24 protein-coding genes are annotated in these 26,904 nt (G+C 54.1%); 12 read left to right on the top strand and 12 right to left on the bottom strand.

Annotation, left to right across the window (positions count from 1 at the left end):
• Window positions 1-4 precede the first annotated feature (4 nt).
• Window positions 5-388 (top strand): hypothetical protein, encoded by a 384-nt coding sequence (locus AUC60_RS11110; protein WP_087266685.1) that lies wholly within the window; start codon window positions 5-7, stop codon window positions 386-388.
• Between the two features lie 216 nt (window positions 389-604).
• Here AUC60_RS11110 and AUC60_RS11115 read toward each other — a convergent pair whose 3' ends face one another.
• From AUC60_RS11115 to AUC60_RS11145, 7 genes are all read right to left on the bottom strand, one after another.
• The gene (locus AUC60_RS11115; protein WP_087266687.1) at window positions 605-1,615 is read right to left on the bottom strand and encodes a methyltransferase domain-containing protein; all 1,011 of its coding nucleotides are present in this window, start codon (window positions 1,613-1,615) and stop codon (window positions 605-607) included.
• Window positions 1,616-1,689: 74 nt separating this feature from the next.
• Window positions 1,690-3,381: a rhamnan synthesis F family protein gene (locus AUC60_RS11120; RefSeq protein ID WP_087266690.1), complete on the bottom strand. Its 1,692-nt coding sequence runs from the start codon at window positions 3,379-3,381 to the stop codon at window positions 1,690-1,692.
• A 1-nt stretch (window position 3,382) separates the two neighbouring features.
• Window positions 3,383-4,759 (bottom strand): glycosyltransferase WbsX family protein, encoded by a 1,377-nt coding sequence (locus AUC60_RS11125; RefSeq protein WP_087266693.1) that lies wholly within the window; start codon window positions 4,757-4,759, stop codon window positions 3,383-3,385.
• Window positions 4,760-4,782: 23 nt separating this feature from the next.
• The gene (locus tag AUC60_RS11130; protein ID WP_087266696.1) at window positions 4,783-5,790 is read right to left on the bottom strand and encodes a class I SAM-dependent methyltransferase; all 1,008 of its coding nucleotides are present in this window, start codon (window positions 5,788-5,790) and stop codon (window positions 4,783-4,785) included.
• Window positions 5,787-7,136, bottom strand: coding sequence for an ABC transporter ATP-binding protein (locus AUC60_RS11135; RefSeq protein ID WP_087266701.1), 1,350 nt, complete (start codon window positions 7,134-7,136; stop codon window positions 5,787-5,789). The genes AUC60_RS11130 and AUC60_RS11135 overlap by 4 nt, the downstream gene beginning before the upstream one ends.
• Window positions 7,126-8,040: an ABC transporter permease gene (locus AUC60_RS11140; protein WP_338014026.1), complete on the bottom strand. Its 915-nt coding sequence runs from the start codon at window positions 8,038-8,040 to the stop codon at window positions 7,126-7,128. The genes AUC60_RS11135 and AUC60_RS11140 overlap by 11 nt, the downstream gene beginning before the upstream one ends.
• 53 nt (window positions 8,041-8,093) lie before the next feature.
• Window positions 8,094-9,185: a glycosyltransferase family 2 protein gene (locus tag AUC60_RS11145; protein ID WP_238599560.1), complete on the bottom strand. Its 1,092-nt coding sequence runs from the start codon at window positions 9,183-9,185 to the stop codon at window positions 8,094-8,096.
• Between the two features lie 315 nt (window positions 9,186-9,500).
• Here AUC60_RS11145 and AUC60_RS11150 point away from each other — a divergent pair, with 315 nt between their 5' ends.
• Window positions 9,501-10,292, top strand: coding sequence for a substrate-binding domain-containing protein (locus AUC60_RS11150; RefSeq protein ID WP_087266707.1), 792 nt, complete (start codon window positions 9,501-9,503; stop codon window positions 10,290-10,292).
• A gap of 136 nt (window positions 10,293-10,428) precedes the next feature.
• Here AUC60_RS11150 and AUC60_RS11155 read toward each other — a convergent pair whose 3' ends face one another.
• Entirely contained in the window at window positions 10,429-10,887 is a 459-nt protein-coding gene (locus AUC60_RS11155; protein ID WP_087266710.1) for a metallophosphoesterase family protein, read from the bottom strand.
• Between the two features lie 493 nt (window positions 10,888-11,380).
• On the opposite strand from AUC60_RS11155, the gene AUC60_RS11160 reads away from it, so the two are divergent.
• The 8 genes from AUC60_RS11160 (at window position 11,381) to AUC60_RS11195 (ending at window position 19,650) form a co-directional block, all read left to right on the top strand.
• Window positions 11,381-12,634, top strand: a complete 1,254-nt coding sequence (locus AUC60_RS11160) for an OprD family porin (protein ID WP_087266712.1) — start codon at window positions 11,381-11,383, stop codon at window positions 12,632-12,634.
• A gap of 312 nt (window positions 12,635-12,946) precedes the next feature.
• Window positions 12,947-13,774 carry an NAD-dependent epimerase/dehydratase family protein gene (locus AUC60_RS11165; RefSeq protein ID WP_087266716.1) on the top strand — a complete coding sequence of 276 codons (828 nt, stop codon included), beginning with the start codon at window positions 12,947-12,949 and terminating at the stop codon, window positions 13,772-13,774.
• A 33-nt stretch (window positions 13,775-13,807) separates the two neighbouring features.
• Window positions 13,808-14,695 carry a glucurono-1,5-lactonase gene (locus AUC60_RS11170; RefSeq protein WP_087266720.1) on the top strand — a complete coding sequence of 296 codons (888 nt, stop codon included), beginning with the start codon at window positions 13,808-13,810 and terminating at the stop codon, window positions 14,693-14,695.
• 55 nt (window positions 14,696-14,750) lie between these two features.
• A complete protein-coding gene (locus tag AUC60_RS11175) occupies window positions 14,751-15,761 on the top strand; it encodes a TRAP transporter substrate-binding protein (protein ID WP_087266723.1) in 1,011 nt (336 codons plus the stop codon).
• An 82-nt stretch (window positions 15,762-15,843) separates the two neighbouring features.
• The gene (locus AUC60_RS11180; RefSeq protein WP_087266726.1) at window positions 15,844-16,371 is read left to right on the top strand and encodes a TRAP transporter small permease; all 528 of its coding nucleotides are present in this window, start codon (window positions 15,844-15,846) and stop codon (window positions 16,369-16,371) included.
• Window positions 16,372-17,652, top strand: a complete 1,281-nt coding sequence (locus tag AUC60_RS11185) for a TRAP transporter large permease (protein ID WP_087266729.1) — start codon at window positions 16,372-16,374, stop codon at window positions 17,650-17,652.
• A 158-nt stretch (window positions 17,653-17,810) separates the two neighbouring features.
• Complete coding sequence (locus AUC60_RS11190) at window positions 17,811-18,725, top strand: EamA family transporter (RefSeq protein WP_087266732.1); 915 nt, start codon at window positions 17,811-17,813, stop codon at window positions 18,723-18,725.
• A 31-nt stretch (window positions 18,726-18,756) separates the two neighbouring features.
• Complete coding sequence (locus AUC60_RS11195) at window positions 18,757-19,650, top strand: aldose 1-epimerase (protein ID WP_087266735.1); 894 nt, start codon at window positions 18,757-18,759, stop codon at window positions 19,648-19,650.
• Window positions 19,651-19,759: 109 nt separating this feature from the next.
• On the opposite strand, the gene AUC60_RS11200 is transcribed toward AUC60_RS11195, so the two are convergent.
• The 4 genes from AUC60_RS11200 to AUC60_RS11215 form a co-directional block, all read right to left on the bottom strand.
• Window positions 19,760-20,473, bottom strand: a complete 714-nt coding sequence (locus AUC60_RS11200; protein WP_087266738.1) for a cupin domain-containing protein — start codon at window positions 20,471-20,473, stop codon at window positions 19,760-19,762.
• Between the two features lie 409 nt (window positions 20,474-20,882).
• On the bottom strand, window positions 20,883-22,145 hold the full coding sequence (gene aroA / locus AUC60_RS11205) for a 3-phosphoshikimate 1-carboxyvinyltransferase (protein ID WP_087266741.1): 1,263 nt from the start codon (window positions 22,143-22,145) through the stop codon (window positions 20,883-20,885).
• Window positions 22,146-22,197: 52 nt separating this feature from the next.
• On the bottom strand, window positions 22,198-23,151 hold the full coding sequence (locus AUC60_RS11210) for a GGDEF domain-containing protein (RefSeq protein ID WP_087266743.1): 954 nt from the start codon (window positions 23,149-23,151) through the stop codon (window positions 22,198-22,200).
• A 3-nt stretch (window positions 23,152-23,154) separates the two neighbouring features.
• On the bottom strand, window positions 23,155-24,153 hold the full coding sequence (locus AUC60_RS11215; protein WP_087266746.1) for a response regulator: 999 nt from the start codon (window positions 24,151-24,153) through the stop codon (window positions 23,155-23,157).
• A 491-nt stretch (window positions 24,154-24,644) separates the two neighbouring features.
• Here AUC60_RS11215 and AUC60_RS11220 point away from each other — a divergent pair, with 491 nt between their 5' ends.
• Window positions 24,645-26,168, top strand: a complete 1,524-nt coding sequence (locus tag AUC60_RS11220) for a sensor histidine kinase (protein ID WP_087266749.1) — start codon at window positions 24,645-24,647, stop codon at window positions 26,166-26,168.
• 10 nt (window positions 26,169-26,178) lie between these two features.
• Window positions 26,179-26,814, top strand: a complete 636-nt coding sequence (locus AUC60_RS11225) for a response regulator transcription factor (protein ID WP_238599561.1) — start codon at window positions 26,179-26,181, stop codon at window positions 26,812-26,814.
• Window positions 26,815-26,904: the final 90 nt, after the last annotated feature.

The raw sequence follows: 26,904 nt of genomic DNA on the forward strand, positions 1-26,904 counted from the left end.
TACCATGAAAACTTCACAACTGATCTTCGGCCTTACCTTCTCCGTTCTGGCTTCAAGTGTTTTCGCTTCCCCACAGTTGCCAAGCCTTCCAGGCAATGACAACACCAACCTGATCGACCCAACTCCGGCCACTATTGTCGTAGCTGAAGGTGGCACTGCTCATACCAACGTTGGTGCAAGCCGCCTGGCTGCTGATGGTGCTGATCGCGTCGGTGCAAACCGTGTAGCTGCTGATGGTGCCGACCACGTGGGTGCAAACCGTGTAGCTGCTGATGGTGCGGACCACGTGGGTGCAAACCGTGTAGCTGCTGATGGTGCTGATCACGTGGGTGCAAACCGTGTAGCTGCTGATGGTGCTGATCACGTGGGTGCTAATCGTCTGAGCTAATGTGTAAAAGCTCTTCCTCCAGCCCGGCTTTTGCCGGGCTTAGTTTTTTCTGCGGTACAGGCAACTCAATCCTTGCGTGCGATCAGGTAGATGATGTCGCTCGGAAACAACTTCAAAATGGGTAGCGAGATACCTACTGCGCAGACTCTCCTCAGTGACTGAGTAAACCAGCGCCGGGGTCAACAGCGGGAAGGTCGAGAACTGCAAATCGAGCGGTTACAACGCGCTTAAAAACTTTCGTAACTTCCTTAAAGGTAGCGTGACACGCCATGAAGTACTCGAATATAAACTGTCCAGTTGATTTTTTTGCAGCGCGATAACATCCGCCAGACGCTTGTTTTCCAACGCCTGCTCCATGGACGACAGCGCCAGGTCTTCACGGGCGTGCGACACCGCGTTGGAGTCCGTCAGATCCATGTGTACAGCAGCGCTGACTTCACCTTGAATTTCAGAAAGTAGCTGCGCTTTGGTTCTGGATTCGACGGGAGCGCGAACCGATAAGATAACCATGAACTCGTAGCCCAATGTGGCGTAGGCCTGCTCTATCCCCAGGTTGACGAAGCGATGACTACGCAGCTCTGCTAACGCAAATGCAAAGCTGGCAGGAACAAACACCCATTCGTGTGCGTCGGAATATTCGCCAGCCAATAAAGGCTTGTTCACTGCGTCTATCGTCATGTCAGGGGTGTGAATAAACTCCAACTGGGAAACATCCTCAAGATCGCCCCATGCCAACTGACCGTTATTTCTGCAAAAATAAGAATAATGATCAAAGAGCCCGCCTAAATGCAAAGCTCTTTTTGAGTGATGGGCGTCGAGCATTGCGCCAGGCGTCGTGACCGGCCTGAAGAAGTCGAAGCAATTTCGTTTATCCGGGACAATCAAGATAACCTGTCCACCCTCCACCAATAGACGTTCACAATCATTTAGAAACTTTATAAAGTCAGTGACATGTTCTATGACATGACTGGCCACTATCAGATCAAACATATGGCCCGCAGAGTATAACGATGAAAGGTCAGTGGTCACATGATCAACATCTTCAATTTTGCTAGTATCAACGCCAAAAGCACTATATTTTTCCACCAACTCTGATCGGCTAGCATGATCCATGATGGACACGGGGTAACCTTTGTATCTAGGAAGAATAGGGTTATAGGAGGGTCCAATTTCCAATATACTATTTTTGCTAATTGCCAGATTCTGTATGTGCTGACGGAAGTCCATTTAAATCGCCTCACCTTGATAACGTGAACCAGCAGTACCTATAGGCAGGATTGCGATAAGCCGCAGCTCTGACACTAAAGAACAGGCACCGTATGATGACCAGACCGTATATCGTTTATTTCTTCCCCGTCCAGTTCAAGGCTTGATGTCTTCAGTCCGACCGCTCTGGATAACGGACAGAAAATCCGCTCGAATGCATGCGCAACAGTTCCATCCTGCAATCCATTCTCTTCAGGAAATACAAAATACGAGTGAGGTAAACTCTTCAGAGGAATTAGCGCTTTAGGCGAGAGCCAAAACATAGAGCCTGCAAAAAAACCAAGTGAGGTCACATGATGTGACGGCACTCCCAGAGCACCCAACGTTGCAGTGACCGTCTGCTTGTTCGCCCCCCAAAAGCGGTCATGACTCAAATAATATTGATGAGGCCCTACAATTCCGACCTCCTTGGTCTTGATTAAATCTATGACCTTGGCAACAATTAAAGACGACCCCATTAGAGAGTGATAAAGACTTTTCCTCCAGTGGTCTCCAGACGCACTGTATCTACTTTTCTTCGAATGCAGTTTCAAAACAGCAACATAACCGTCCAAAAACCCTTTCAGATAAAGAGACAGAAAGGGACCAATATCTCGTCCACGATTTTCACTCACATGAACAGTTACGCTATTTGCGATCGAGGAAGCGTGATCGATTATCGACACTACGTCCCTTTCAAAGGGGGTCGTTACGTACAAGTCGAATGGCTCTGCGAAGTTTCTTAAATAGACCAATAACTCGTCTAGAAGATCTAAGTAGTACAGATGAATGACGACCGCCACCCTCACACCCTCTACACGAGGGAGCCCCCATTGCACGGACCGATAGAGCGGCAATGCTGATACGCCAACGCAAAATTCAGACAGGCCATCGACGCTCACCTGATAGTGACCGCGCGAGGTTAATAGCTCACGTTCAATATCATCTAACACGTCGGCAGGAAGGCTGTTTTTTATTGAGTTTATATTGACCCGCAGCGGGTTGGTTCTAAAAACTTCAGACTTTATTACGCCATATCGCTCGGAAATCTCCTGCGCAGCGAAGTGCGTCCAGTTAATGCCGCCGACAGCGCCTAATAAAGTACCATTAAAGAAATCCCGCGCAGGTGAAATAGCAACCAACCTCTTGAACCACCGGCATTTAGCCACGAGCTTAGCGCGCCAATCTGCAACATATAAAACTGTGGCGCTGACTGCATGATTTTTCAACAGCGTAGACAGTCCGATTTCATAGCTGAATATGATGTCGATTTTACCATTTAAAGGTACGACCTGATTAATAAATACTGAAAACCAATGGGAATACAAAACCTGACGTCCCAGCAACATCATATAGGACTGAAGATGCCAGCTAAATTGTCTTGACTCAGTCAGTCCGACAACCTCATAGTTTTTTGATTCGAGAAGACTGCGCTGGAGCAGAACACAGAACCGGGCGCTAGACGTCAAAAAATAGCTGGAGTTGGTGATCAGCAGGCACTGAACGTCCCAATGCTTTTTCGCATAATGGATTCCTACTTTGTAGCTATAGAAATCATAACCAATGTTAGGGCGTTTAATTAGCGTTGTTTTAGAAAACTCGTCAACGGCGCAATCTTCTATATCACTTGTCGTTACCAGCAGCACCCTATCAAAAACCGATTCCAGACAGCGTATAATTTTTTTAAAATTCCGACTCAGTGAGTTATTAGCATCGAAATGGGCAATAACCGCAACGTTAGCTTTCATATCACCCCCGTACGCGCCGAACTAATAGATAGAGTGATCTTGCTATTCTGTAAAGAACCGGCCATTTAACCAAACACACTGCAATTTTATGAGCGTGGCTTTTCACCGGCCGATAGTTACGCATCTCCTCACCGATGCTTTCAGCACTGGACATGCAAGTGCCTGATGCCTTGCTAACCGAGACGACAGCAGTGACCGCCGCATACAGATCTTCACGCGCCTCGTCCGAGCTTTTAGGCGTTCCATAATTATAGGAAGACCGTAAGACCTCCTCCAGATAACTCAACCCCCATTTCAGATCAGGCTCGAGGTGGCAGCCCTCACCCCATTCATTCCAGGCATTGATAAAAATGAAACCCTCGGAACCGGGCTGTTTGTTTTCACGTGTGAAGGCACGTAAATACTTTAGCCAATGCCCAAACAAAGTGGGAGTGGCATTGACCACAATAGTGGGGGTTAGCTGACGCCGCGCAGTATTGTCCCAACTCGGTATGATCCCGCGGTAAAGTTTGAATGGAGGGGCTTCACGTTTAGCGCTTTGGGCGATGATCTTTAAATAATCAACGACGCCACCGGCGAACCCAGGCGTCGTAAATTCTGACATCGTATCAGGAACACTTTGAGGCCCGTTGAATTTATGTGGGGGAAACTCGACTAACGCATCGGCATCAACCTCGGCAGGGCTTTGGATATCATAAAAATCTACAACAGCGATATGCAGCCCCAAAAAACCATGTTGGAGGGCAAGTAATCTCCATTGGGCAAAGGCAGCGCTTGCATCAGGCATACTCTTCGCACGGTAAACCACGAGCATCGGTTTGCCATCGACAAAAATATAACGCGGGTCGTTAAAGAACTCGATCAGAGACTCGACAAAGCTCTCATTATCATCCACGGCATATTGTTGTCCGAGCAACACACTTTTTTCATCACCAGACCATGTTCTGGTCCAATTCTCATTCGCCCAGCACAGGCAGAACTTTATATCGATATCGGTCTTTAGAAAATTAGCGACTGGTCTTTCTAGAATACGACGACCACTGAACCAATAATGATAAAAGCAGAAACCATACACACCGTATAGCTTGGCCATCTCAGCCTGCTCATACATGACATCCGGGTGAGTTAAATCATAAAATCCCAATTCTCTGGGAATGTGCGGTTGATAATGCCCTTCGAAATTAGGTTTGCCGCCTGCAACATTAGTCCACTCGGTAAATCCAGGCCCCCACCACTCAGAGTTTTCTGCCGTCCTATGAAACTGAGGAAGATAAAAAGCCAGCAGTTTGCTGTCGTCTTGTGTAACGGACTTATCAATTGTCTTAATCAGATCCTGTCGGGTCGACAGTGCATCAAAGGAGGGGGTCGTCGGGGTCATGGAAGTCTCGAGAAGAAGTGAGATTATTTAAAAATTCGAGCTTTTATACTTAAAATCTTCGTTAATACTTTCCAAACCATTGAGCTTTTGATTTTTTCCAACTCGATGTTTAACAATGACAACTCAGAAACTGCCCGGCCCAGGGCGACATCAGACAAGTGCTTTTCTGCCACGATAGCGGGGATCGTAACGGTTTCAAAAGTATCCAGTCGACGTTGCTTCTCAAGCATATTTTGTTCTAACGATTGACGCGCAGCGTCAAATCGCTCTTTCTCTGCGATCAGTCCGGGAACGGTAAAACCTTGAAACTCCTCTAGCTGAATTTGTTTCTCTCTAACAATTTGTTGTAACCACAGTCGCTCCGCTAGACGCTCACTCAGCGGTGCAATAGACTTTATTGCCGCCAGCAGTGTGCCATCCCGCTGATAAAAGCTACCCACGAGTAAAACGCCGAGGCCATTGCTGTGTGTAAAATTATAAAAAGGATAAAGTTCGGACACTTCAGACCAAAATCTTACAACGCCAAACCCCTCACTGTCGACGGCCGTATCATGAAACAAAATAACGCCTCGCGCAGACATTTTAGGCATCCACGTTTCATAATCCTGCTTGACAGCCTCATAGGTGTGAAGGCCATCAATATGAAGAATATCAACGCTACAGTCGGCGATCAGAGGAAGCGCGTTGTCAAAGCGCATACGTAAATAGCTTGAAAATGCACTGAAATGGGCGTCATTGTAATCAGCAAAGGCCTGGAATACTTCTTCGGAGTATCGACCGGTGTGTTCGTCACCTTCCCAGGTGTCAATTGCAACACATCGAGTCCTCAGGTCTCTGCTCTTTATTGCCTGACAAAAAGCGAAGTAAGAAGTCCCTGAATAACTCCCCAATTCTACAAACTGCTCAGGCTCAACAACCGTTACCAACCACGCCACGAACGGGATATGCCCCAACCATGAGAGAGGATGGGCAATATAATCAGGGTGCATGGCAAGTTGTTCTAATTCGCCGATAAACCTATCACGATTCATGAGACGTTGCTCACCGCCAACAAGTTGATTTCCAGCATAGGTATACCGACTATCCCCGTCGATAACGGGTCATGGTGGGATCGGAATAAAAGCGCGTCGTGCACCCACTGCTGATGGACATGCTCTGCTTGAGTCCCCTCCGCCACGGCAACCGCAATTGAATAGTCACCTTGGGCCAGCCACGGCATTGGAAACTTGAATTCAGCAATAAAAACGCTACCCGCCTGGGACCGAATCGGAGCCTTGGCGTAGTTCGAATAGGTGTTATCACCAAACAGAGTTTGCCCCAAACGATCTTTTACATAAAAACCGACAATGGGACTGAACAAGGTTTTAAGCGATGCCACTTCCACACGCAGAATGACGACCTCGCCCCCCACCACCCAATTCAGTGCCCTGCCGTGGCTGTCATTTAACGTGACGTTCAGAATCTTCGCTCCACCCTCGCCAAACTCTTCGGTGGCTGTAGTGTTGAAACGAAACACCTCCATGTCATTGCGGTGGAGACTGCTGTTAACAATATCCTGACGATGGTCACGCCAGGCGGCGGCTTTCACAATCCTCAAGTTTTCAACCAACGGACTTTCTGTCGCGTCTTTTTTCTCTACCTGACCGAATAATGTGGCGAGGTACATTTCAGCAACTGCTTTGGCAGGGCCGTAGCCTCTGACCTGCCCCTTATCCAGCCATATCGCCCTGTCGCAAAGGTTTATAACGGAGCTTGTGTCATGGCTGACAAACAAAAGCGTGTGCTCTTCCTTGAATTTTCTCAGGAACCGCATGCATTTTTGGGTAAAAAGCGCGTCCCCCACGGCTAACGCTTCATCGATAATCAGGATGTCGGCGTCTACGTTCGCAATGATGGCAAATGCCAGCCGTACGAACATGCCACTTGAGTAGATTTTCACAGGCTGATCGATAAAATCACCGATGTCCGCAAAAGCCGCGATCAGGTCAAATTTCTGATCCACCTCTTTACGGTCCAGACCATAGACTGCGGCGCAAAGATATACGTTTTCCCGCCCAGTGAACTCGGGGTTAAAACCAGCACCCAATTCAAGCAGCGCAGCAACCTTGCCCTTCACCGCGATGGTTCCTTCGGTCTGATTCAACGTGCCACAAATCATCTGTAACAGCGTTGACTTACCCGAACCATTTTTGCCAACAATGCCGATGGTTTCTCCTTTTTTGAGTTCAAATGAGACGTCCTTCAGCGCCCAAAACTCTCTGTAGTACTTCTTATGAGAGCGGACAAACATTTGCATCAGACGCTGGTGCGGGCGTGCATAAATTGCGAAGCACTTCCCCAGGCCACTAACGGTGATAGAACTCGTATCAGATGACATCTGCAAACCCTCTACGCGTTTTTTGAAACCACACGAACCCTGCCCAGGCAAAAAACAAACTTGCCAGACTGCTGATCAGCAGCGTCATAAGGTCGGGCGGTTGATTCAATAGCAGCACGTCACGCGTCTGCTCAATAATTGAGGTGAGGGGGTTCAGCTTCAAATAGAACTGGAATGTCAGCGGCAACGAGGCAACCGGATAAAAAACGGGCGATAAAAACATCAGCATGGTCGTCGCAATGCCCACCGTTTGGCCGACATCACGGAGGTAAACACCGAGCGAGCACAAAAACCAACTTAGCCCCATGCACAAAAAAATCAGAGGCAGGAGCACGAACGGAAGCCAGGCGGCGGTCCAGGTGAGTTGGTGATTGGTCAACAGGAAAAAAGCGATCAGTACGCAAAAGCCGACGAGCGCATTGAACATTGCCGTTCCCATCACTACCCACGGCAGAATATCCAATGGGAAAACAACGCGTTTCACGTAGTTCGGATTGCCCAGTATTAATCCTGGCGCCCTATTAACAGATTCTGCAAAGATGCCGTAAACGATCATCCCAGTGAATAACATAATTGCAAAATCGGACTGGCTTTGCTCCTCCCCTAAACCGGCGCCCGCCCAACGAGCCTTAAAAACAATGCTGAACACAAAGGTGTAAACAGCAAGCATCAGAACGGGAGTCAAGAACGCCCACAATAAACCAAATATGGACCCCTTGTATCGACTGGTTATTTCTCGACGAGTCATTTGCCCGATCAGTTGTCGGTAACGACTAACACTGCGATACACTTCAATGGGTGTCACACAAAATTTTTCCATCGCTATATATTCACCCTTGGCACACATCGATATCCATGAACTGCCATCCCTTCTGCTCGTTATGTGAAGAGAAAGCGTTTGCATTCAAACCCGCCAACGCTGATAACGGCTTGTCACCACCATCTGCTTTCCTCAATTTAAATCTTACCCACGGTAGCGGCCACTATCAGACTCAGGTTGCCCAATCGAGTTTGTCGATATATTCCGGACTGTTTGAGTCCTGCCAATCGGCGCCCCAATGTTTCAGTACGCAATGATTTGAAGCGCTCAAGCAGCTCCCGATTCTCATGAGTCAAAAAAGCACTCATCTTTTCCAGGTTTGCGATATTGATACTATTCCACACTTGAAAGCGCCCTTGAGACATCATCTTCATGCGATTAACTCTCGCCCGCCAATTCGAGTTAGCGCCCACGAGATTACCGGCATGCTGGCGGTACATTACGTACGGGCTGGGGTCATAGAAAACATTCCCCCCGGCCCCTGTCACCAATAGGTAAGCCCACCAATCATGGGAAACAACATTCAGGTTATTTCCCGCTGCCTGCAGCAAAACGCGTGCGGCGTGGTTTAAAACCATGGTATTACCTCCGCCTATGTTTTGAACCAACGCGTTCGCAAAAGAAGGAGAGCGTCGAAACAACGGCGAGTAACCTAGCGCCACACCCGATGAATCGACCAATTGAGTGCGGCCAAAATAGAGTGCAGGAACATCCTTGGGCACGCTCTGCAACCAACTCAGCGCAACCTGTAACTTCCTCTCATCCCACATATCATCCTGATCACACCATGCATAGTGGTCTGCCGACAGTTCCGTGTGACAGACCAGGGACATAAAGTTTCGCGCAAACCCTTCTCCAGGCCCTTGCCAGACACTTAGTTTTTCCTCACCCCATTTAAGCCTGTAACGCCAAGCGATAGTTAACGTTTCGTCCTCAGAGCCGTCATCTGAAATAGCCACATGCCAGTCATTACACGTTTGAGAGCTGATCGACTCCAGTTGTTTTTCGAGAAACAACTGACCGTTGTAGGTGCACATCAGTATCAAAACTGAAACACGAGCCTCTGGTTTGTTGACGTCAGGTGCGGCGCGATGGATTAATGACGCCACTGCTACCGCAGAAGATTTGGCATCGACAAGCTTCGTATTTAAGGAACACTCAGATCTTTCATCTACACGCGAACTGCCATGAATACTGCACGAGGTTCCAGGCAAATGATCGTTGATCATTGTCGGGTTACCTTGGCAAAGGATAGTGCTTGATTGTGTAAACCAGTGTGGCAGTCAAAAGAGAATTAAGTCTGACGGGGCGATGAATGGTCATTCCCCCCCACAAGTCTTTGAAGCCATGAGTAAAAACAATAAAAGCTAGAAACTTAAATGCTCACAGGTGTTACATAGTTGAAACACAAACCGTATCACTTACTTAACTTCTACGGATATTAAAGCCGTCTACGGGTCGAGACTCCTCTCTTCGATAACCGCGCAATGTTGTCGGCTTTGCCACATAATCGTCGGGTCTTACTCTGCAAGGTCTATCTTCACATGCAAAAAATTCTTTCCTGCCTGCTTGGCGCGGTCCTTTCCCTCTCTCCCGTGGCGCTGGTCAGCGCTGCGACGGCGGCCAAGCCTGTTTCTCTGATCGTCCTCAGTTCCGGCGGCATCATGGGCGCGTTCAACGCTATCAGCAGCGATTATGAGCAACGCACAGGTGTGCGCCTGGTGGCGGAGGCTGCTCCGTCTATGGGCGCTACGCCGCAAGCCATCCCTAACCGTCTGGCCCGCAATGAACCAGCCGATGTTGTACTGATGGTCGGCTCTGCGCTGGATAAGCTGATGAAGAACGGCCAGATCGACCCCAAGAGTCGTGTCGACCTGGGTAAGTCCTACATCGCCATGGCTGTCCGTCACGGGGCGCCCAAGCCTGATATCAGCACCATGGAAGCATTCAAAAAGACGTTGATTGATGCCACGTCTATCGCCTATTCGGACAGTGCAAGCGGTGTCTACTTGTCCCGCGTGCTGTTCAATCAGATGCACATCGGCGAGCTGATGCAGACCAAGAGCCGGATGATCCCCGCCACGCCTGTAGGTGAAGTGGTCGCTCGTGGAGAGGCGCAGCTTGGCTTCCAACAGCTGAGCGAACTCAAGCAGGTTGAAGGAATAGATATCGTTGGCTTGATTCCGGATCAGGCGCAGCAAATGACCTTGTATTCGGGGGCCATTTCATCGCGTAGCAATCATCCGGAACAGGCTAAACAGCTGCTGGAGTACTTGAGTTCGCTAGCCGCAGCCGACGCAATCAAAAAAAGCGGGCTGGATCCGGTGACGAAGTAGCTGCTCATGATTATCTGAGCCAACTCGATGCTGTAGGAGCTGCCGGAGGCTGCGAGGCGGCGTGTCAGGAAAAACACATCGCAGCCTTAGGCAGCTCCTACAAGATAGGTTCCAGCAAACGGCTTAGAGGTCCGCTTCACACCGCCAGCTCAATCAACTCGGCCCTGAAGCCTTGTTCGTCGATGTGCAGCACAGCGACCGAAATCGGCAATTTGAAACGCCGAGGTCCGGCGCTGCCCGGGTTAATGAACAACACCCCGGCGCGGTGTTCGATCAGCGGCTTGTGAGAGTGCCCGACCACGGCAATCTGGATGTCGTCAGGCAATGGGTGTGGAACATCTGCCGGGATGTGGGTGACGTAAATCCCGATGCCTGCCACGCGCAGCACCGCCGAATACGGAACATCGCTAGCCCATGCATCATCCTGATCGTTGTTGCCACGCACGACGGTCAACGGCGCGATGGCTTGTAAAGCGTCCAGAATCGATGCCTTGCCAATGTCACCGGCATGAATCAGTTGCTCACAGCCCTCAAGTGCTTCAAGAGCTTGCGGGCGCAACAGGCCGTGGGTGTCGGAAATCAGGCCGATTTTCATAATGGATGCTCGGGTTCTTAATCGTAGAGGTCTGAGCATATCGGTAATCAGCCTCATGGCACATCCACCGAAATACAGGGCCTTGGGGCTGTTCTGCCATTCTTGACGCACGTCCGAAAGGCTTATTGACAAACCCATGACGGACTGCAAATATCGCGAAAAGTTGTACGACAACGGATAACAAAAATAACAATAATCAGGGAAGCACACGTATGACGAACCTCGTTCGCACCCCGCAATGCCCGCGCTCTAAGCAGCCAGTACACCGAGTGTCCTGTAACAGCTTGTATTCGCGCTCCCGGTCAAGTCCGGGATAAATACACTCTCTTTTCGAATTCGCTGACGGTTATTCCGTTTCGAAGTAAAGGCTCGTCCGCACCGGCGGTTCAGGTCTTAAGCCCCGGCATGGGGGCGCCTTGCATTCCTCCACACTACAGGCCGTTCAAAGGTCGCAGGAGGAGTGCTTTGTCAAAAAAATGGGAGCACAACAATAATGAGATCTCAAAACAAACGTTCGCTGGCGCTTATCGGGCTGAGCACTATGGGCCTGACGTTCCCGCTAACGGGCATGGCCGAAGGCTTTGTAGACGACACCAAAGCGACCCTAACTTTTCGTAACGCCTACTTCAATCGTAACTTCGTCAACCCGGCGAACGCGCAGGGCAAGGCGGAAGAGTGGACGCAAAACTTTATTCTTGATGCCAAGTCCGGCTTCACTCAAGGCGTAGTTGGCTTTGGGGTCGATGTGCTGGGTATGTACTCGGTAAAACTCGATGGCGGCAAGGGCACAGGCGGTACACAGCTGCTGCCTATCCACCAGGATGGCCGCCCGGCCGATAACTTTGGACGCTTGGGTGTCGCGGCCAAAGCCAAGGTTTCCAAAACTGAATTGAAAGTCGGCGAGTGGATGCCGGTTCTGCCGATCCTGCGCTCGGACGATGGTCGCTCGCTGCCACAGACCTTCCAGGGCGGACAGATCACCTCCAAGGAAATCGATGGCCTGACCTTGTATGGCGGTCAGTTCAGGGGCAACAGCCCGCGTAACGATGCAAGCATGGAAGACATGTCGCTCAACGGCCGGGGAGCTTTTCAGTCTGATCGCTTCAACTTTGGTGGTGGCGAATACGCTTTCAATGAAAAGCGCACACAGGTCGGCCTGTGGTACGCCCAACTTGAAGACATCTACAACCAGAAATTCATCAACGTGCTGCACAGCCAGCCCGTTGGCGACGTGACGCTCGGCGCCAACCTGGGTTACTTCTGGGGTAAAGAAGACGGCAACCAACTGGCGGGTGACCTCGATAACAAAACCGCCTACGCCCTGCTGTCGGCCAAATACAAGGGCAACACCTTGTACGTCGGCTTGCAGAAAGTCAGCGGTGATGACGGCTGGTTCAGGGTCAACGGCACCAGTGGCGGCACGCTGGCAAACGATAGCTACAACGCCAGCTACGACAACGCCAAGGAAAAATCCTGGCAGCTGCGTCACGACCTGGACTTCGCCATCTTCGGCGTACCGGGCATGACCCTGATGAACCGCTACATCAGCGGTGACAACGTGCACACCGGTGCTATCACTGATGGTAAAGAGTGGGGCCGCGAATCGGAGCTGGCGTATACCGTACAAAGCGGCACGTTCAAGAGCTTGAACTTCCGGTGGCGCAACTCTTCCATTCGTCGCGATTTCAGCACCAACGAGTTCGACGAGAACCGGATCTTCATCAGCTATCCGCTTTCGTTGCTTTAAGTAAAAAACGCTACCTCCTGTAGGAGCTCACCGAGGTTACGAGGCCAGCGATAGCGATTTGCCTGACACTCCGCTATCGCTGGCCTCGTAACCTCGGTGAGCTCCTACAGGGCAGGGTTCAATATGGAAGGTTGCAATTGTTTGCTGAGAGGCCGCGTGATGTCATGGACGCCGGGGCGGTTCCTGACGATCCAGTGACAACCAGCCATCATTTCGACCTAAGTCGCGTTGACAAAGCCACCGGCGACTGCAAATAATCGCGGCAAGTCATACGACGACAGATGACAATTATAAGAACTGTAAGGGACTCTCATGACAACGACTCACACCGCCCAAAATCCCTTCAACCGCCTGCTACTCACGGGCGCGGCAGGCGGTTTGGGCAAGGTTCTACGACAAAGTCTGCGGCCTTATGCGAAGGTCCTGCGGCTTTCCGACATCAGCGAAATGGCACCGCCCGTGGATGCCAGCGAAGAAGTGCAAACCTGCGATCTCTCGGATAAACAAGCCGTTCACCAACTGGTTGAAGGCGTAGACGCGATCCTGCATTTCGGTGGCGTCTCGGTAGAACGCCCGTTCGAAGAAATCCTCGGCGCGAATATCAGTGGCGTGTTCCACATTTATGAAGCTGCTCGCCGCCATGGCGTGAAGCGCATCATTTTCGCCAGCTCCAACCACGTCATCGGTTTCTACAAACAGGATGAAACCATCGACGCGCTCTCCCCTCGCCGCCCGGACAGCTACTACGGCCTGTCCAAATCCTACGGCGAAGACATGGCCAGCTTCTACTTCGACCGCTACGGCATTGAAACCGTGAGCATCCGCATCGGCTCATCGTTCCCGGAACCACAAAACCGTCGAATGATGAGTACCTGGCTAAGCTTCGACGACCTGACGCAGCTCATCGAACGCTCGCTGTATACGCCGAATGTCGGCCACACGATTGTCTACGGCGCTTCGGCCAACCGTGATGTCTGGTGGGACAACCGTTACGCAGCGCACCTTGGCTATCATCCCAAGGACAGCTCCGAGCAGTTTCGCGACAAGGTCGAAGCGCAACCGATGCCGGCCGCCGACGACCCGGCAATGGTTTATCAAGGCGGCGCTTTCGTCGCATCAGGTCCTTTTGGCGACAACTGAGTACCGATAAAAACAATAAGGGAGCCGAGCAACATGGATGCTGAATTGATTCTCGACGCACAGAACGCTACGGGTGAAAGCCCGGTGTGGAGCGCCAGGGAAAAAGCTCTTTATTGGGTTGATATCCCGGCGGGGAAGCTTCACCGCTGGGACTCAGTCAATGACAGCATCCAAAGCTGGAAAGCGCCGCAAATGCTCGCCTGCATTGCCCGTTACGATAACGGCGACTGGATTGCCGGTATGGAAAATGGCCTGTTCCGTCTGACCGAGCGTGATGACGGCACGCTGGGCAGCACTGTACTGGCAAGCGTTGAGCATCCCCTGCCGGGAATGCGTTTCAATGATGGACGCTGCGACCGTCAAGGACGCTTCTGGGCCGGCACCATGTTGATGGACATGGCCGCAGGCGCCACCGTTGGCGCGATGTATCGTTACAGCGCCGGGCAAAGCGGAGCGCTCACCGCACAACTCAGTGACTTCATCGTGCCTAACGGTCTGGCGTTCAGCCCGGACGGCAAGACCCTGTACTTGTCCGACTCGCACCCCAGCGTGCAAAAAATCTGGGCGTTCGATTACGACACTGACAGCGGTACGCCGCACAACCGCCGTCTGTTCGTGGACATGAACCACTATCTGGGTCGCCCCGATGGCGCGGCTGTCGATGCCGAAGGCTGTTACTGGATCTGCGGCAACGATGCCGGGCTTATCCACCGTTTCACGCCAGCCGGAAAGCTCGATCAGTCACTCAATGTCCCTGTGAAGAAACCCACCATGTGCGCCTTCGGCGGATCGAATCTGGACACGCTGTTCGTGACCTCGATTCGCCCGGGGGGCGATATCAGCGACCAACCCCTGGCCGGGGGCGTCTTTGCCCTGAGACCCGGAGTCAAAGGCTTGGAGGAGCCTGCCTTCAAGGGCTAACGAATCACACACAAAATCCACCAGCACCACAAAAACAACAAAACTGGAGTTATCCATGGATTTCAAACGCAAGCTTCTCATCGCAGCACTTCCGCTGGCTTTCTGCATGTCGGGCCTGGCCCAGGCTGAAGTCAAAATCAAATTCGCCGAAGTTCACCCCGCAGGCTATGCCCCGGTAGTGGCCGAACAGAACATGGGCAAAAAGCTCGAAGAGCAGTCCAAAGGCGAGATCAGCTTCAAGATGTACGCCGGTGGCGTGCTGGGTTCCGAGAAAGAAGTGGTTGAGCAAGTACAGAGCAACGCCATTCAGATGACCCGCGTCAGCCTGGGCATCGTTGGCCCTGTAGTGCCTGATGTGAACGTCTTCAACCTGCCGTTCGTATTCCGCGATCAGGCGCATATGCGCACGATTATCGACGGTGAAATCGGTCAGGAAATTCTCGACAAGATCACCAACTCCAACTTCAACATGGTCGCGCTGGCCTGGATGGATGGCGGCACTCGCAACCTGTACACCAAGAAGCCGGTGCGCCAGATCTCCGACCTCAAGGGTATGAAGATCCGTGTCCAAGGCAACCCGGTATTCATCGAAACCATCAATGATATGGGCGGTAACGGTATCGCCATGGCTACTGGCGAGATCTTCAGCGCCTTGCAGACTGGCGTAATCGATGGCGCAGAGAACAACCCACCGACTTACTACCAGCACAACCACTATCAGAACGCCAAGTTCTTCACCATCACCGAGCACTTGATCCTGCCTGAGCCAATCGTGATGGCCAAGGACACCTGGAACAAGCTCAAGCCTGAACAACAGGCGCTGGTGAAAAAGCTGGCCCGTGAAGCACAGGCCGAAGAACGCGTGCTGTGGGACAAGTCTTCTGCAGATGCGGAAACCAAACTCAAGGCCGCTGGCGTGGAATTCATCACGCTGACGCCTGAGCAGAAGAAAGCTTTCTATGACGCCACCCAGCCGGTTCGCGACAAGTTCGGTGCGCCGTACAAAGACTTGATCAGCCGCATCGAGGCCGTGCAAACCGATCCGTCCCTGGCCGCAGCCAAGTAACAACCAAGCAGCCCTATAAGCCAGTCCGATAACGCCGCGGGGGCGAGCGCAAGCTCGTTCGCCGCCGCAGTGGTGAGCCTCCATGAAAAATACGCTGCTAAGTCTCAACGATGTTCTTTATCGGGTCTGCATCGGAATCGCCGGTATGTCGATTCTGATCATGACGCTGATCATTCCGTGGGGCATTTTTGCCCGTTACGTACTGGGCAGCGGATCTAGCTGGCCTGAACCCACCGCCATTCTGTTGATGGTGGTATTCACCTTCTTCGGTGCAGCAGCCAGCTACCGTGCCGGTGCGCACATGGCCGTCTCCATGGCCGTCGATCGTATGCCTGCTCAGGTGCGCAAAATTGCCGCTGTAGTTGTGCAAGTGCTGATGGCTATCGTCGCGCTGTTCATGATTATCAAAGGTTTCAAGCTGTGCGGCACGACCTGGAATCAATACATCGGGGAGCTGCCGTTCCTGCGTGTTGGTATCTCGTATCTGCCCATTCCGATTGGCGGCATCGTGACCCTGATTTTCGTCCTTGAAAGACTTTTTCTGGGCGACCAAAGCCACCGGGCTGTCATGCGGTTCGACGTGATTGAAGAAAGTGAAGGTGCCGCATAAATGGACGCTCTTATACTGTTAGGCAGCTTTATCGCACTGATCCTGATCGGCATGCCGGTCGCTTATGCGCTGGGTCTTTCCGCGCTGATTGGTGCATGGTGGATTGATATTCCAGCGGACGCGCTGATGATCCAGATCGCAGGCGGCGTGAACAAATTCTCGCTGTTGGCGATCCCGTTCTTCGTCCTCGCGGGCGCGATCATGGCCGAAGGCGGCATGTCACGAAGGCTGGTGGCGTTCGCTGCGGTACTGGTCGGCTTCGTACGCGGCGGTCTGTCTCTGGTGAACATCGTTGCTTCGACGTTCTTCGGCGCCATCTCCGGCTCCTCGGTAGCGGACACCGCCTCGGTAGGTTCAGTACTGATTCCGGAAATGGAGCGCGCTGGCTATCCACGTGACTACTCCACGGCGGTCACGGTCAGCGGCTCGGTTCAAGCCTTGCTGACACCGCCGAGCCACAACTCGGTGCTGTACTCGCTGGCAGCTGGTGGCACGGTCTCCATTGCGTCGCTGTTCATGGCCGGTATCGGGCCGGGCCTGTTGCTCAGCGCTGTGATGATGGGCCTGTGCATGATCTTCGCCCGCAAGCGCAACTACCCGAAAGGTGAAGTGATCCCGCTGCGTCAGGCGATCAAAATCGCCGGTGAAGCGCTCTGGGGTCTGATGGCCATGGTCATCATCCTCGGCGGTATCCTGTCGGGTATTTTCACGGCGACCGAGTCGGCAGCCATTGCTGTGGTCTGGTCATTCTTCGTCACCATGTTCATCTACCGCGACTACAAATGGCGCGACCTGCCCAAACTGATGCACCGGGCGGCGCGTACCATTTCCATCGTGATGATTCTGATCGGTTTCGCCGCCAGCTTCGGTTACATCCTGACGCTGATGGAAATCCCGATGAAGATCACCACAGCGTTCCTGACGCTGTCGGATAACCGTTACGTGATCCTGATGTGCATCAACGTCATGTTGCTGCTGCTGGGTACCGTGATGGACATGGCACCGCTGATCCTGATCCTGACCCCAATCCTGCTCCCCGTGATCGTCGGTGTAGGCGTGGACCCGGTGCACTTCGGCATGATCATGCTGGTGAACCTGGGTATCGGGCTCATCACACCGCCGGTTGGCGCCGTGCTGTTCGTCGGTGCTGCGGTGGGTAAAGTCACCATCGAAGCCACCGTAAAAGCCCTGCTGCCGTTCTACCTGGCACTGTTCCTGGTGCTGATGCTGGTGACCTACATCCCTGCAATCTCCCTGTGGTTGCCGAGTGTGGTGTTGTAAGGCCTCGAGATAGCAGCAAAAACTGTAGGAGTGATCTTGCTCGCGATTTGATATGTCATTCAAAAATCTTTGACTGATCTGACGCCATCGCGAGCAAGCTCACTCCTACAGATCATCACCGCCTGCCTTTGTTTTCCAGCCAAGGAGGCTGGTTGCTCATGTCTGCTCCTGCTTTGTTTCCCCGCCACATCGCTGTATTGCTCCTCGCCCTTCTCGCCTGTGCTTTCGCAGGCAACCACATTGCCGCGCGTATCGCCTTCGACCATGACACCGGCTTGCTGCTGGCGATTCTCTGTCGCTCGGGCGTGACCTTGCTGGTCCTGACGGGCCTGGTGCTCTGGCAGCGCGAACGTCCGAACCTGACCGCCAGAACCTGGCGCTGGCAATTGCTGCTGGGCTTGCTGATCGCGGCACAAAGTTTCTGCATCTACTCGGCTGTTGCCCGAATTCCGGTAGCGCTGGCATTGCTGATCGCCAACGTTGCTCCCATCCTGCTGGCCTTGCTCACCTGGGCGTTAGGCGGCGCCAGGCCAACCGCTCGTGCCGCCCTGCTGATGGGTTTTATTCTGATCGGTCTGGTCTTTGCGCTGGACGTACCAGAGCGCCTTTCCAGCCAACACAGCACCGAAGCTCAATGGCTCGAAGGCATCGCTTTTGGCTTCGGCGCGGCGGGTGTTTTCGCCTGCGCGCTGTGGATCACCGACCATAAACTCTCGTCCCTGCGCGGCACCGTGCGCAGCATGCTGACCATGTTGATCGTATTCAGCGCCGCTGCGTTGGCGGGGTTCAGCGGCGTGCTGCCAGGCGGCGTGTCATTGCCCTCCAGCGCCACCGGCTGGACCGCCCTGGCCTGTCTGGTCACGCTTTATGGCGTGGGGTTTTCCCTGCTGTTCATTTGCGTAAACCGTCTGGACATGGCCCGCAACGCACCGGTGATGAACATCGAACCGGTGGCGAGTCTGTTGTTTGGCTGGTTGATTCTTGATCAATTGCTCAGCGGCGGCCAGATCATTGGCGGCCTGATTGTGGTCACCGGCATTGTGCTGCTGACCTGGCGTCGCAAAACGGCTTGAGCCCTAACCTGTACTCATACGGCGGATCATCATGCACCCGGCAATCCTGACGCTCGAAGATGGCATCACCCGACTGACGCTCGCCCCGCAAACCGGCGGCAGCATCGTTAACTGGAGTGTGATCGCCAGCGGTCAGCCGCTGCTGCGCCCCAGCAACGAAGAAGCCCTGAGCGCCGGAACTGCACGCAAACTGGCCTGCTATCCGCTGGCGCCCTGGTCAAACCGAATCAGCGACGGTGGCTTTGAAAGCCCTGATGGCTGGTTCGCGCTTGAGCCCAACAGCGCCAACGATGCTTTACCAATTCATGGCAGCGCCTGGCAACAGCCATGGGCGGTAATCGAGCAAAGCCCGCAGCATGCCTGCCTGCAACTGGACAGCAGCATCCCCTTCGCATATCGCGCGCAGTTACGTTTCAGCTTGCAGGACGGCACGCTGAGCATCACTTTGAAGGTGACTCATCTGGACCCGCGCGCCGCCTGGCACGGGCTGGGTCTGCATCCTTACCTGCCGCGCACCGCCAACACCCGGTTGCAGGCCAAGGCTTCGCAGGTCTGGATGACAGATGAAGACGGGCTGCCCACGCAACTTGAAAATCTACCAGCCGAATGGGACTTCAATTCGCTGAACAGCCTGCCAAAGGCCCGACTCGATAACGGCTTTACCGAATGGGATGGCAATAGCCTGATCAGCCAGCCGGACCTGGGTTATGAGCTTGAGTGCCGGGCCACCGGGAGTGAATTCTTTCTGGTGTTCTGCCCGCCCGGGCTGGATTTTTTCTGCTTTGAGCCCGTCAGCCATCCGGTCAATGCCCACCATCTGCCGGAGCATCCAGGGTTGCGAATGTTGCAGCAGGGGGAGTCGGCAGAGCTGGGGTTCAGTTTGAGTTACCGGGCGATTCAAGGGATCAAACACAGATCACTGTAGGAGCGCACGAGCACCGCGAGGCCGCGATATCGGTCTGCCTGACACGCCACTATCGCGGCCTCGCGGTGCTCGTGCGTTCCTACAGGGGATGCGGCGCATTCAAATCCAATCAAACCACCACGTAGTACTTACGCACATACACATCGCTCTGCCACGCACAGCTCGCGCCTTGCGGAACGAATACAGTCTCACCAGTGTTGACGGTCAGCGCCGTTCCGTCTGCGTCTGTAAGCGTCACCTGCCCTTCAATCAAATGCATCAACTCATGCACTTTGTGAGGTCGGCCGCCACGGGCATAAGGCGTCGAATCCCAGACGCCGATGCGCAGTGAACTGTTCGGGTCTTCGTAGGTAGTGTGTGAACGGCACTGAGGCGTCGGGCCAATCAGAATGCTCGCCTCGGGGGCTGCTGCCGGTTCAAGCGCGACTTGCCGGTCGATCCAGGTCAGCGCTGGCTGCGTCGATGGCGCGGAGCTAATGACGGCGCAAAAAGCCCAAAGGCTGCCCTCTGCTGCATCTATCCGACAGGCACTTCCCTGTCCGATAACCACGCTTTCGCCGGGGCCGATTTCGAGCGTTTTACCATTAGCGCGCAAGCTGACGTGACCACGATGAACCACGAGCATTTCAGTGAATGGGTAGGCCTCGCAGCTCCACGCGCCGCTGGAGTTGATTACACCAGCACTGACACCGTCAGCGCCTGCGCAGGCGATTTCACGCACATCCGCAAATGGATCACCGACGCTCAAGGAACAGCACGTTAAAGAGGTCCCCGTTTGGCTGCCGTCAGCACGGACCAACAGCAAAGCTTTTAGCTGTGACATTAAACATTCTCCGGATTAGCCAATGGCCTGTGACAAGGGCAAACGGTACAACGCCTGCAGTGGCCTGCGGCGCTCCGGATAGACACACTAATCGATATCCGGAGCCTGTTCGGCAAACAGAGCCTTCCACTGCTCCCCTTTGCGGGATCAGCTTTAGGAAACGACAACATGCTGAACATTAAGGGGTTGTTCATGATGCCAGAGCGGCAAAGCAGCATTGGCTGAAAGCGCCGTGGCAACGGCGTAGCGTGCTGTTTATGGGAGATGGCGCGACAGATTCAAGCGAACTGAATGAGCTGTAGGAGCTCACGAGCAACGCGAGGCAGCGATGGCGGTGTGTCAGACAAATCGCTATCGCTGCCTCGCGTTACTCGTGAGCTACCGGAAAAGCATTTCGAGTCAAATAACCTTAATCCTGCCGCTGAACCTTGACGCCCAGCGACTGCAGCGCATCCCAGTAACCGGGATAGGTCTTGCCGACGCAATCCGGATCCTGAATCCTGATACCGGCGATTTTCAGCCCGGCGAGGGCAAAGGACATCGCGATGCGGTGGTCAGCGTGAGTGTCGATCAATGCATCCACAGTGCGGCCTGCCAGCTGTGGATCGGCGTGGACGATCAAGTCGTCACCTTCTTCCACCGCCAACCCTGGCGCAATGGCGCACAGGCCCTGGGACAACGCGGAAATACGGTCACATTCCTTGACCCGCAGGTTCGCGATGCCCACAAAACGTACTGGCTGATTGTTGAAGGCGGCAAGCACGGCCAGAGTCGGGATCGCGTCCTGCATTTGCGAACCATCGATGACTGACGGCATGTTCGGGAAACGCTCGATCAACTGGCTGGCCAAGGCGTCAGGCTGAGTGAAGTCTTCAGTTGCCACGCCCAGATCAATAGCGCCGCCGGTAATTGCCTGCGCCGCCCACAAGTAAGTGGCTGCAGAGGCATCCGGCTCGATGTGGAAGTCCGTCGCTTTGTACCCGGTGGCCGACACTTTCCAGGCGGTATCGCTGAGCGCTTCGACTTCAGCACCAAACGCCTTCATGGCAGCCAGCGTCAGATCGACATAGCCACGCGCGCCGATATCGCTGCCGGTCAACGCCACTTCAATCGGGCCTTTGCCACAGGCCCCGGCCATCAACAGGGCCGAAACGTATTGGCTGGAGAGGTTGCCGTCGATTTCAATACGAGCCGCCGCCAGACCACCCTGCCCTTTGATTGCGACAGGAGGGCAGCCCGTCGGCGAGCTGACCTCGACGCCCATGCGCTGCAAGGCATCGACCAGCGGGCCGATCGGACGCTTGCGCATGTACTCGTCGCCATCAACGACAAAGTCACCCTGGAAGTTGGCCAGCGCCGCCGTCAGAAAACGCGTCGCGGTGCCTGCGTTACCCAGAAAAAGCGCTTGCCGAGGCGCAAGCCACTGGCCGGTGCTGGTGACCACAAATGTGCTGTCATCCGGTTCATCCACCTGCACGCCCATCAGGCGCAAGGCTTCAGACATCACGCGCGTGTCGTCACTCTTGAGCGCGCCGCTCAAACGGCTGGTGCCTTTGGCCAGGCCAGCCAGCAGCAGCGCGCGATTAGTGATGGATTTCGAGCCGGGCGGGCTCACACGCCCGATCAGTGGCTGGTCGACAGGGGTTACGGTGAGTGTGGATTGAGGTCGCATGATGTCCGTGATCGTCGCCGGAAAAACGTCGATCCTACCAGCAATCGGCGGCTTATTCGTCCACCGAAACCTGATTGCGACCGTTTTTCTTCGACTGATAAAGCGCTTGCTCAGCCCATGCAATGACCGTCTTGTAATCGCTGGTCGGCTTGGAAAGGTCGGCAACGCCCAGGCTGATTGTGCATTTGATCGCCTGTCCCTCGTGCTGCACGGTCTCGGCCTCCACCGCTTTGCGCAGACGCTCGCAGAACACCGAAGCACCGGCTTTGGTGGTAGCAGGCAGAAGCACGGCGAACTCTTCGCCACCGTAACGCCCGGCAATGTCAGCATCACGCACATGGCTGCGCATAACCTCGGTGACACGCTGAATCACCTTGTCACCCGCCTGATGCCCGAACGTATCGTTGATGTGCTTGAAGTGATCGATATCGCACATCACCAGCGATGACACCGCACCGTAGCGGCTATGGCGTGCGTATTCGAGTTTGAGCAGCTCTTCCCAATGGCCCCGGTTGTACAAGCCCGTGAGGCGATCGGTACTGGAAAGCTTCTGCAATTCGTTATTGGCGGTTTGTAATAAATGCCGGTTGGTGGCGACGTCTGTCACGTCATAGATCACCAGACAGATATGGGTGATTTCGCTGGTGGTCGAGCGCAGCGGGAACATGGTGGTGTTCTGGTACATGAAGTCTTCCCGCCCGGTAATAGGCTGGTAGTTCTTGAACCGCACCAGGTAAGGACGCTGCTCCCAGATAGTGAATGCTGGAGTTCCCAGAGTAATTACGTTGTCGACTTTCTTGCTGAACCACATCGGGTTGAGTTCAGGGAACAACTTGAAGATCGACTGCCCGGCCGCGTCATACGGCACCACGCCGGAGCGGTTCTCCATGAAAGTGTTCCAGACTTGCACGCGGTAGTCGCGGTCGAGCACGACGATACCCACGTCGATGTTCTGGGTGACCGTCAGCAACCAATGAAGCTCTTTGATATCGATCTGATTACTCATGGGTCAGCTCATCAAGTACGCAAGTTTTTTCGTCAGGCGATCTACCGAGTCTTCGGTGAACAGCATGAGCAAGTCGAAGTTGATGCTATGCCCCTCAACGCTGTAGCTGATCTCTACAGCAAGGGTTTTCTGCCAGCGGGTCTGGTTGATCCGGATCAGATCGTCAATGCCGCCTTGCGAGCCCAACATCTGCGGATGCCCTTGGGAGAACTCCACGTCGATCTGCTCGGCGATGCCGCTCAGGCATGCACCAATCAGGATCGTGGACAGGTCCAGGAGCATTTCTTCGTCGGTGTAGTCCGACGAGTCGCGGTGCATCAGCGTGCCCATGTCGGCAATGTCAGAGTCATGGAAGATCAACAACGCTTCGCCCGCGATACCGCCGCCGATGTAGCCCTGGCAGATGGCGGTCAACCGATCACTGCTGTGCGCGTCCGCCAAGGCCATGTGCAGTTCACCTACCTCGAACATGTTGACGGTAGGCACCGGCAACTGCACGAACACGCCCAATACCTTGGCCAGCAACGCGGCGGCGCGGCCCATGGCAACGTTAATGGTTTCGCGGAACGCATCCTGAAAACTGATAATCGCGCCAGTCATCGCAGGCTCGATGGTCGGCACAGCAGCAGGCTCACCCAACAGCCCCAAGCGGGTCAGCGTATTCTTCAGTTCATCGGGATCAGCCGGCTTTTTGATAAACGCCAGCGCACCCAACTCCATGACCCGACGTACGGCCTCATCCTGAACGTCACCGGAGACAACAATAATCCTGGCGTCGAGATTCTCTTTGCGAATGGCCGCCAGCGTCTCGTAGCCATCCATGACCGGCATGGTCAAATCCAGCAACATGACCTCACCCAGCCCGCGACGCACCGCATCCAGGCCTTCGAGCCCGTTGGTCGCCTGCGTGACCGACACGCCCCACTCAGCAGGTAATGCCCTCAGCAACTGCTTGCGGGCCATGTTTGAGTCGTCGCAAATCACCAAGGGAATCATCGGCATTGCATTGTTTCTCACTGCAAAAGAGTTCTGGCGCAAGTATCAGCGGGTTACATTTCATTGGCGAGAAAATCGAACCTTATTGAACACATGCCTTATTAAACAATCGTTTAGACCACTTAACTGGCGTCAAATAAATACGTTCGCTCACTCACTCAGCATTACAACTGCTGCAATATCCATGCTCATGTGTTCATACATCGGCAGTGGCTGATAATTCTGCAATTGACTATAAGCGAAACAGTTCGCGTAAACGTTCGACTATTTGAGTTTTCGACCGGGTCTTCATGGAGCATTGCTGCCCACTGAAGCACAAGCAAAAGCACAAACGTTCCAAAAATAACCACTCTGGCTATAGGTTGAAACAACTGCACCGCTTAAAATTCGCCCCACACCGGCACGCGGTTTTCGTTGTTTACCGCTATGCCCATTCAAGGATCAGAAGCTGTTCAGTGCGGTTGTCGGGCAGCCATCAAGGGCATGAAGCATTCAGCATGAATACACCCGTTTCGCTGTCTGCCGGGCACACCGGCTCAGGTCTCAACGCTCGCTCCTCATCTTTACTGCTTCGTCTGGTCGCTGTCGCCATCACCACTGTGGTGTTCATCATCGATACCGTGACGTCGCTGGACGTCGCGGTGGCGGTGCTTTACGTCGCGGTCATTCTGTTGTCGGTGAATATCTTCAGCCGACATGGCCTGACAATCGTGGCCCTGAGTTGTCTGTCGCTGACGATCATTTCCTTTTTGCTGACCCACGGCCAGGACGCCGAGCTGCCTGCTGTTGCCCGTTGTCTGGTGAGTATCGCTGCGATCGGGATCACCACGGTACTTGCGCGCAGCAACAAGGCCGTGAATGACCGATTGCAGGAGCAAGTCTGCCTGCTCGCGGAGGCTCATGAAGCCTTGCGGCGCAGCGAAGCCTTCCTGATCGACGCTCAGCGTCTCAGCCGTACCGGCAGCATCGGCTTTCGTGTTCCGGATCTGGAAATGCACTGGTCCGAAGAAACCCAGCGGATCTTCGAGTATGAGTCCGGCTCTCACGCGTCCATGGACCGGATTCTGCAAAGAACGCATCCCGATGACCTGGTGCTGGTGCTGGACGCTATTGCCCAGGCCCGCAACCTGACTCCGGATCTCAGTGTGGAACATCGTCTGTTGATGCCTGACGGGCGCATCAAACATTTACACATGCTCGCGCACCTGACCCACGATCAGGACGGTAATTGCGAGTACGTCGGGGCGTTGATGGACGTAACGGCCTCCAAGCAGGCCGAAGAAGCGCTGCACCGCTCACAGACCGAACTGGCTCATGTCACCCGGGTCACGACGCTGGGCGAACTGGCTGCATCGATTGCGCATGAAGTGAATCAACCTCTGGCGGCGGTAACGACCAACGCTGAAGCTTCGCTACGCTGGCTTAATCGCCGCGAGCCGGATATCAACGAAGCCGCTCAGGCGCTGGAGCGCATTCTCAGCGAAACCTTCAGGGCCAGTGAAGTGATCCGACGTATTCGGGCTCTGTCGCGTAAAGCCGATCCGCAACGGGTGCCGGTGGACTTGCGGGAAGTCATTGAGGACTCCGTTAGTCTGGTCGCTCGGGAGATTCAACGCGCCCGGGTCGAACTGGTGCAGGACATTGCCATCGACACCCCGAGCGTCATGGGCGACCGGATTCAGTTGCAGCAAGTGCTGATCAACTTGCTGATCAATGGCATGCAGGCCATGGTCGGCAGCCAGGGTTCGCCGCGCAAGATGCACCTGCTATTGCGCCACGATGCGCAAAACGAAATAGTCGTAGAGGTGCGCGACACCGGACCGGGTATCAAGCCCGACGATATGGGTCGTCTGTTCAATGCATTTTTCACTACGAAACCTGAAGGCATGGGTATGGGGTTGTCGATCTGTCGCTCGATCATCGAAGCGCACGGTGGTCGGATCTGGGCCCAGAGCCAGCCTGGTGAAGGAGCCTCGCTGCTCTTCGCCCTTCCCCGACAAGCAGAGACAACTCATGAATGATGATCATCCGATGAACCGAAGCGCTGTCAAAGTCAGCCACGATCCGATCGTGTTCATTGTCGATGACGACGCCGCCCTGCGCGACGCTTTGAGCAGCTTGCTGCGTTCCATTGGCCTGCGGGTCGAGACGTTTCCTTCGGTGGCAGACTTCACTCAGTTCCAGCGACCCGACGTGCCCAGTTGCCTGGTGCTGGACGTTCGGCTGCAAGGCACCAGCGGCCTGGACTTTCAGAACGAACTGGTCCGCGCCAACGTCAACCTGCCCATTGTGTTCATGACTGGCCACGGTGACATCGCCATGACCGTACGCGCCATGAAGGCCGGCGCTGTGGACTTCCTCGCCAAACCTTTTCGCGAACAGGACTTGCTGGATGCGGTGACCTCGGCGCTGGAAAAAGATAAAAGCAGTCGGCAAGCCAACAAGAACGCCCATGAAGTACGCACACGCTTCGAGACCCTGACCCCTCGAGAGAAAGAGATCATGGCCTTGGCGGCGTCAGGCCTGATGAACAAACAGATCGCCGGAGAAATCGGCCTGAGCGAAATCACCGTCAAAATCCACCGCGGTCATGCCATGAAGAAAATGAACGCCAAGTCATTTGCAGAACTGGTGCGCATGGCCGAGGCGCTGGAATTGGGGAAGTAACCTGCATCTCTGGATGCGCACCATTCATCCAGGCGTCGCACTGTCGCGCAACAAACATCGAATTTGTAGGAGCTCACCGAGGTTACGAGG

The sequence above is a fragment of the Pseudomonas caspiana genome (assembly GCF_002158995.1).
GTDB classification, from domain to species: domain Bacteria; phylum Pseudomonadota; class Gammaproteobacteria; order Pseudomonadales; family Pseudomonadaceae; genus Aquipseudomonas; species Aquipseudomonas caspiana.

What these genes read in the sequence shown, in the direction of transcription:
- AUC60_RS11115 (WP_087266687.1), bottom strand. Translation starts at nt 1,615, where the DNA reads ATGGACTTCCGTCAGCACATACAGAATCTGGCAATTAGCAAAAATAGT.
- AUC60_RS11215 (WP_087266746.1), bottom strand. Translation starts at nt 24,153, where the DNA reads ATGCCGATGATTCCCTTGGTGATTTGCGACGACTCAAACATGGCCCGC.
- AUC60_RS11130 (WP_087266696.1), bottom strand. Translation starts at nt 5,790, where the DNA reads ATGAATCGTGATAGGTTTATCGGCGAATTAGAACAACTTGCCATGCAC.
- AUC60_RS11150 (WP_087266707.1), top strand. Translation starts at nt 9,501, where the DNA reads ATGCAAAAAATTCTTTCCTGCCTGCTTGGCGCGGTCCTTTCCCTCTCT.
- AUC60_RS11145 (WP_238599560.1), bottom strand. Translation starts at nt 9,185, where the DNA reads ATGATCAACGATCATTTGCCTGGAACCTCGTGCAGTATTCATGGCAGT.
- AUC60_RS11140 (WP_338014026.1), bottom strand. Translation starts at nt 8,040, where the DNA reads ATGCAAACGCTTTCTCTTCACATAACGAGCAGAAGGGATGGCAGTTCA.
- AUC60_RS11110 (WP_087266685.1), top strand. Translation starts at nt 5, where the DNA reads ATGAAAACTTCACAACTGATCTTCGGCCTTACCTTCTCCGTTCTGGCT.
- AUC60_RS11170 (WP_087266720.1), top strand. Translation starts at nt 13,808, where the DNA reads ATGGATGCTGAATTGATTCTCGACGCACAGAACGCTACGGGTGAAAGC.
- AUC60_RS11195 (WP_087266735.1), top strand. Translation starts at nt 18,757, where the DNA reads ATGCACCCGGCAATCCTGACGCTCGAAGATGGCATCACCCGACTGACG.
- AUC60_RS11225 (WP_238599561.1), top strand. Translation starts at nt 26,179, where the DNA reads ATGAACCGAAGCGCTGTCAAAGTCAGCCACGATCCGATCGTGTTCATT.
- AUC60_RS11120 (WP_087266690.1), bottom strand. Translation starts at nt 3,381, where the DNA reads ATGAAAGCTAACGTTGCGGTTATTGCCCATTTCGATGCTAATAACTCA.
- AUC60_RS11175 (WP_087266723.1), top strand. Translation starts at nt 14,751, where the DNA reads ATGGATTTCAAACGCAAGCTTCTCATCGCAGCACTTCCGCTGGCTTTC.
- AUC60_RS11165 (WP_087266716.1), top strand. Translation starts at nt 12,947, where the DNA reads ATGACAACGACTCACACCGCCCAAAATCCCTTCAACCGCCTGCTACTC.
- AUC60_RS11210 (WP_087266743.1), bottom strand. Translation starts at nt 23,151, where the DNA reads ATGAGTAATCAGATCGATATCAAAGAGCTTCATTGGTTGCTGACGGTC.
- aroA (WP_087266741.1), bottom strand. Translation starts at nt 22,145, where the DNA reads ATGCGACCTCAATCCACACTCACCGTAACCCCTGTCGACCAGCCACTG.
- AUC60_RS11125 (WP_087266693.1), bottom strand. Translation starts at nt 4,759, where the DNA reads ATGACCCCGACGACCCCCTCCTTTGATGCACTGTCGACCCGACAGGAT.
- AUC60_RS11200 (WP_087266738.1), bottom strand. Translation starts at nt 20,473, where the DNA reads ATGTCACAGCTAAAAGCTTTGCTGTTGGTCCGTGCTGACGGCAGCCAA.
- AUC60_RS11135 (WP_087266701.1), bottom strand. Translation starts at nt 7,136, where the DNA reads ATGTCATCTGATACGAGTTCTATCACCGTTAGTGGCCTGGGGAAGTGC.
- AUC60_RS11155 (WP_087266710.1), bottom strand. Translation starts at nt 10,887, where the DNA reads ATGAAAATCGGCCTGATTTCCGACACCCACGGCCTGTTGCGCCCGCAA.
- AUC60_RS11185 (WP_087266729.1), top strand. Translation starts at nt 16,372, where the DNA reads ATGGACGCTCTTATACTGTTAGGCAGCTTTATCGCACTGATCCTGATC.
- AUC60_RS11190 (WP_087266732.1), top strand. Translation starts at nt 17,811, where the DNA reads ATGTCTGCTCCTGCTTTGTTTCCCCGCCACATCGCTGTATTGCTCCTC.
- AUC60_RS11220 (WP_087266749.1), top strand. Translation starts at nt 24,645, where the DNA reads ATGAATACACCCGTTTCGCTGTCTGCCGGGCACACCGGCTCAGGTCTC.
- AUC60_RS11180 (WP_087266726.1), top strand. Translation starts at nt 15,844, where the DNA reads ATGAAAAATACGCTGCTAAGTCTCAACGATGTTCTTTATCGGGTCTGC.
- AUC60_RS11160 (WP_087266712.1), top strand. Translation starts at nt 11,381, where the DNA reads ATGAGATCTCAAAACAAACGTTCGCTGGCGCTTATCGGGCTGAGCACT.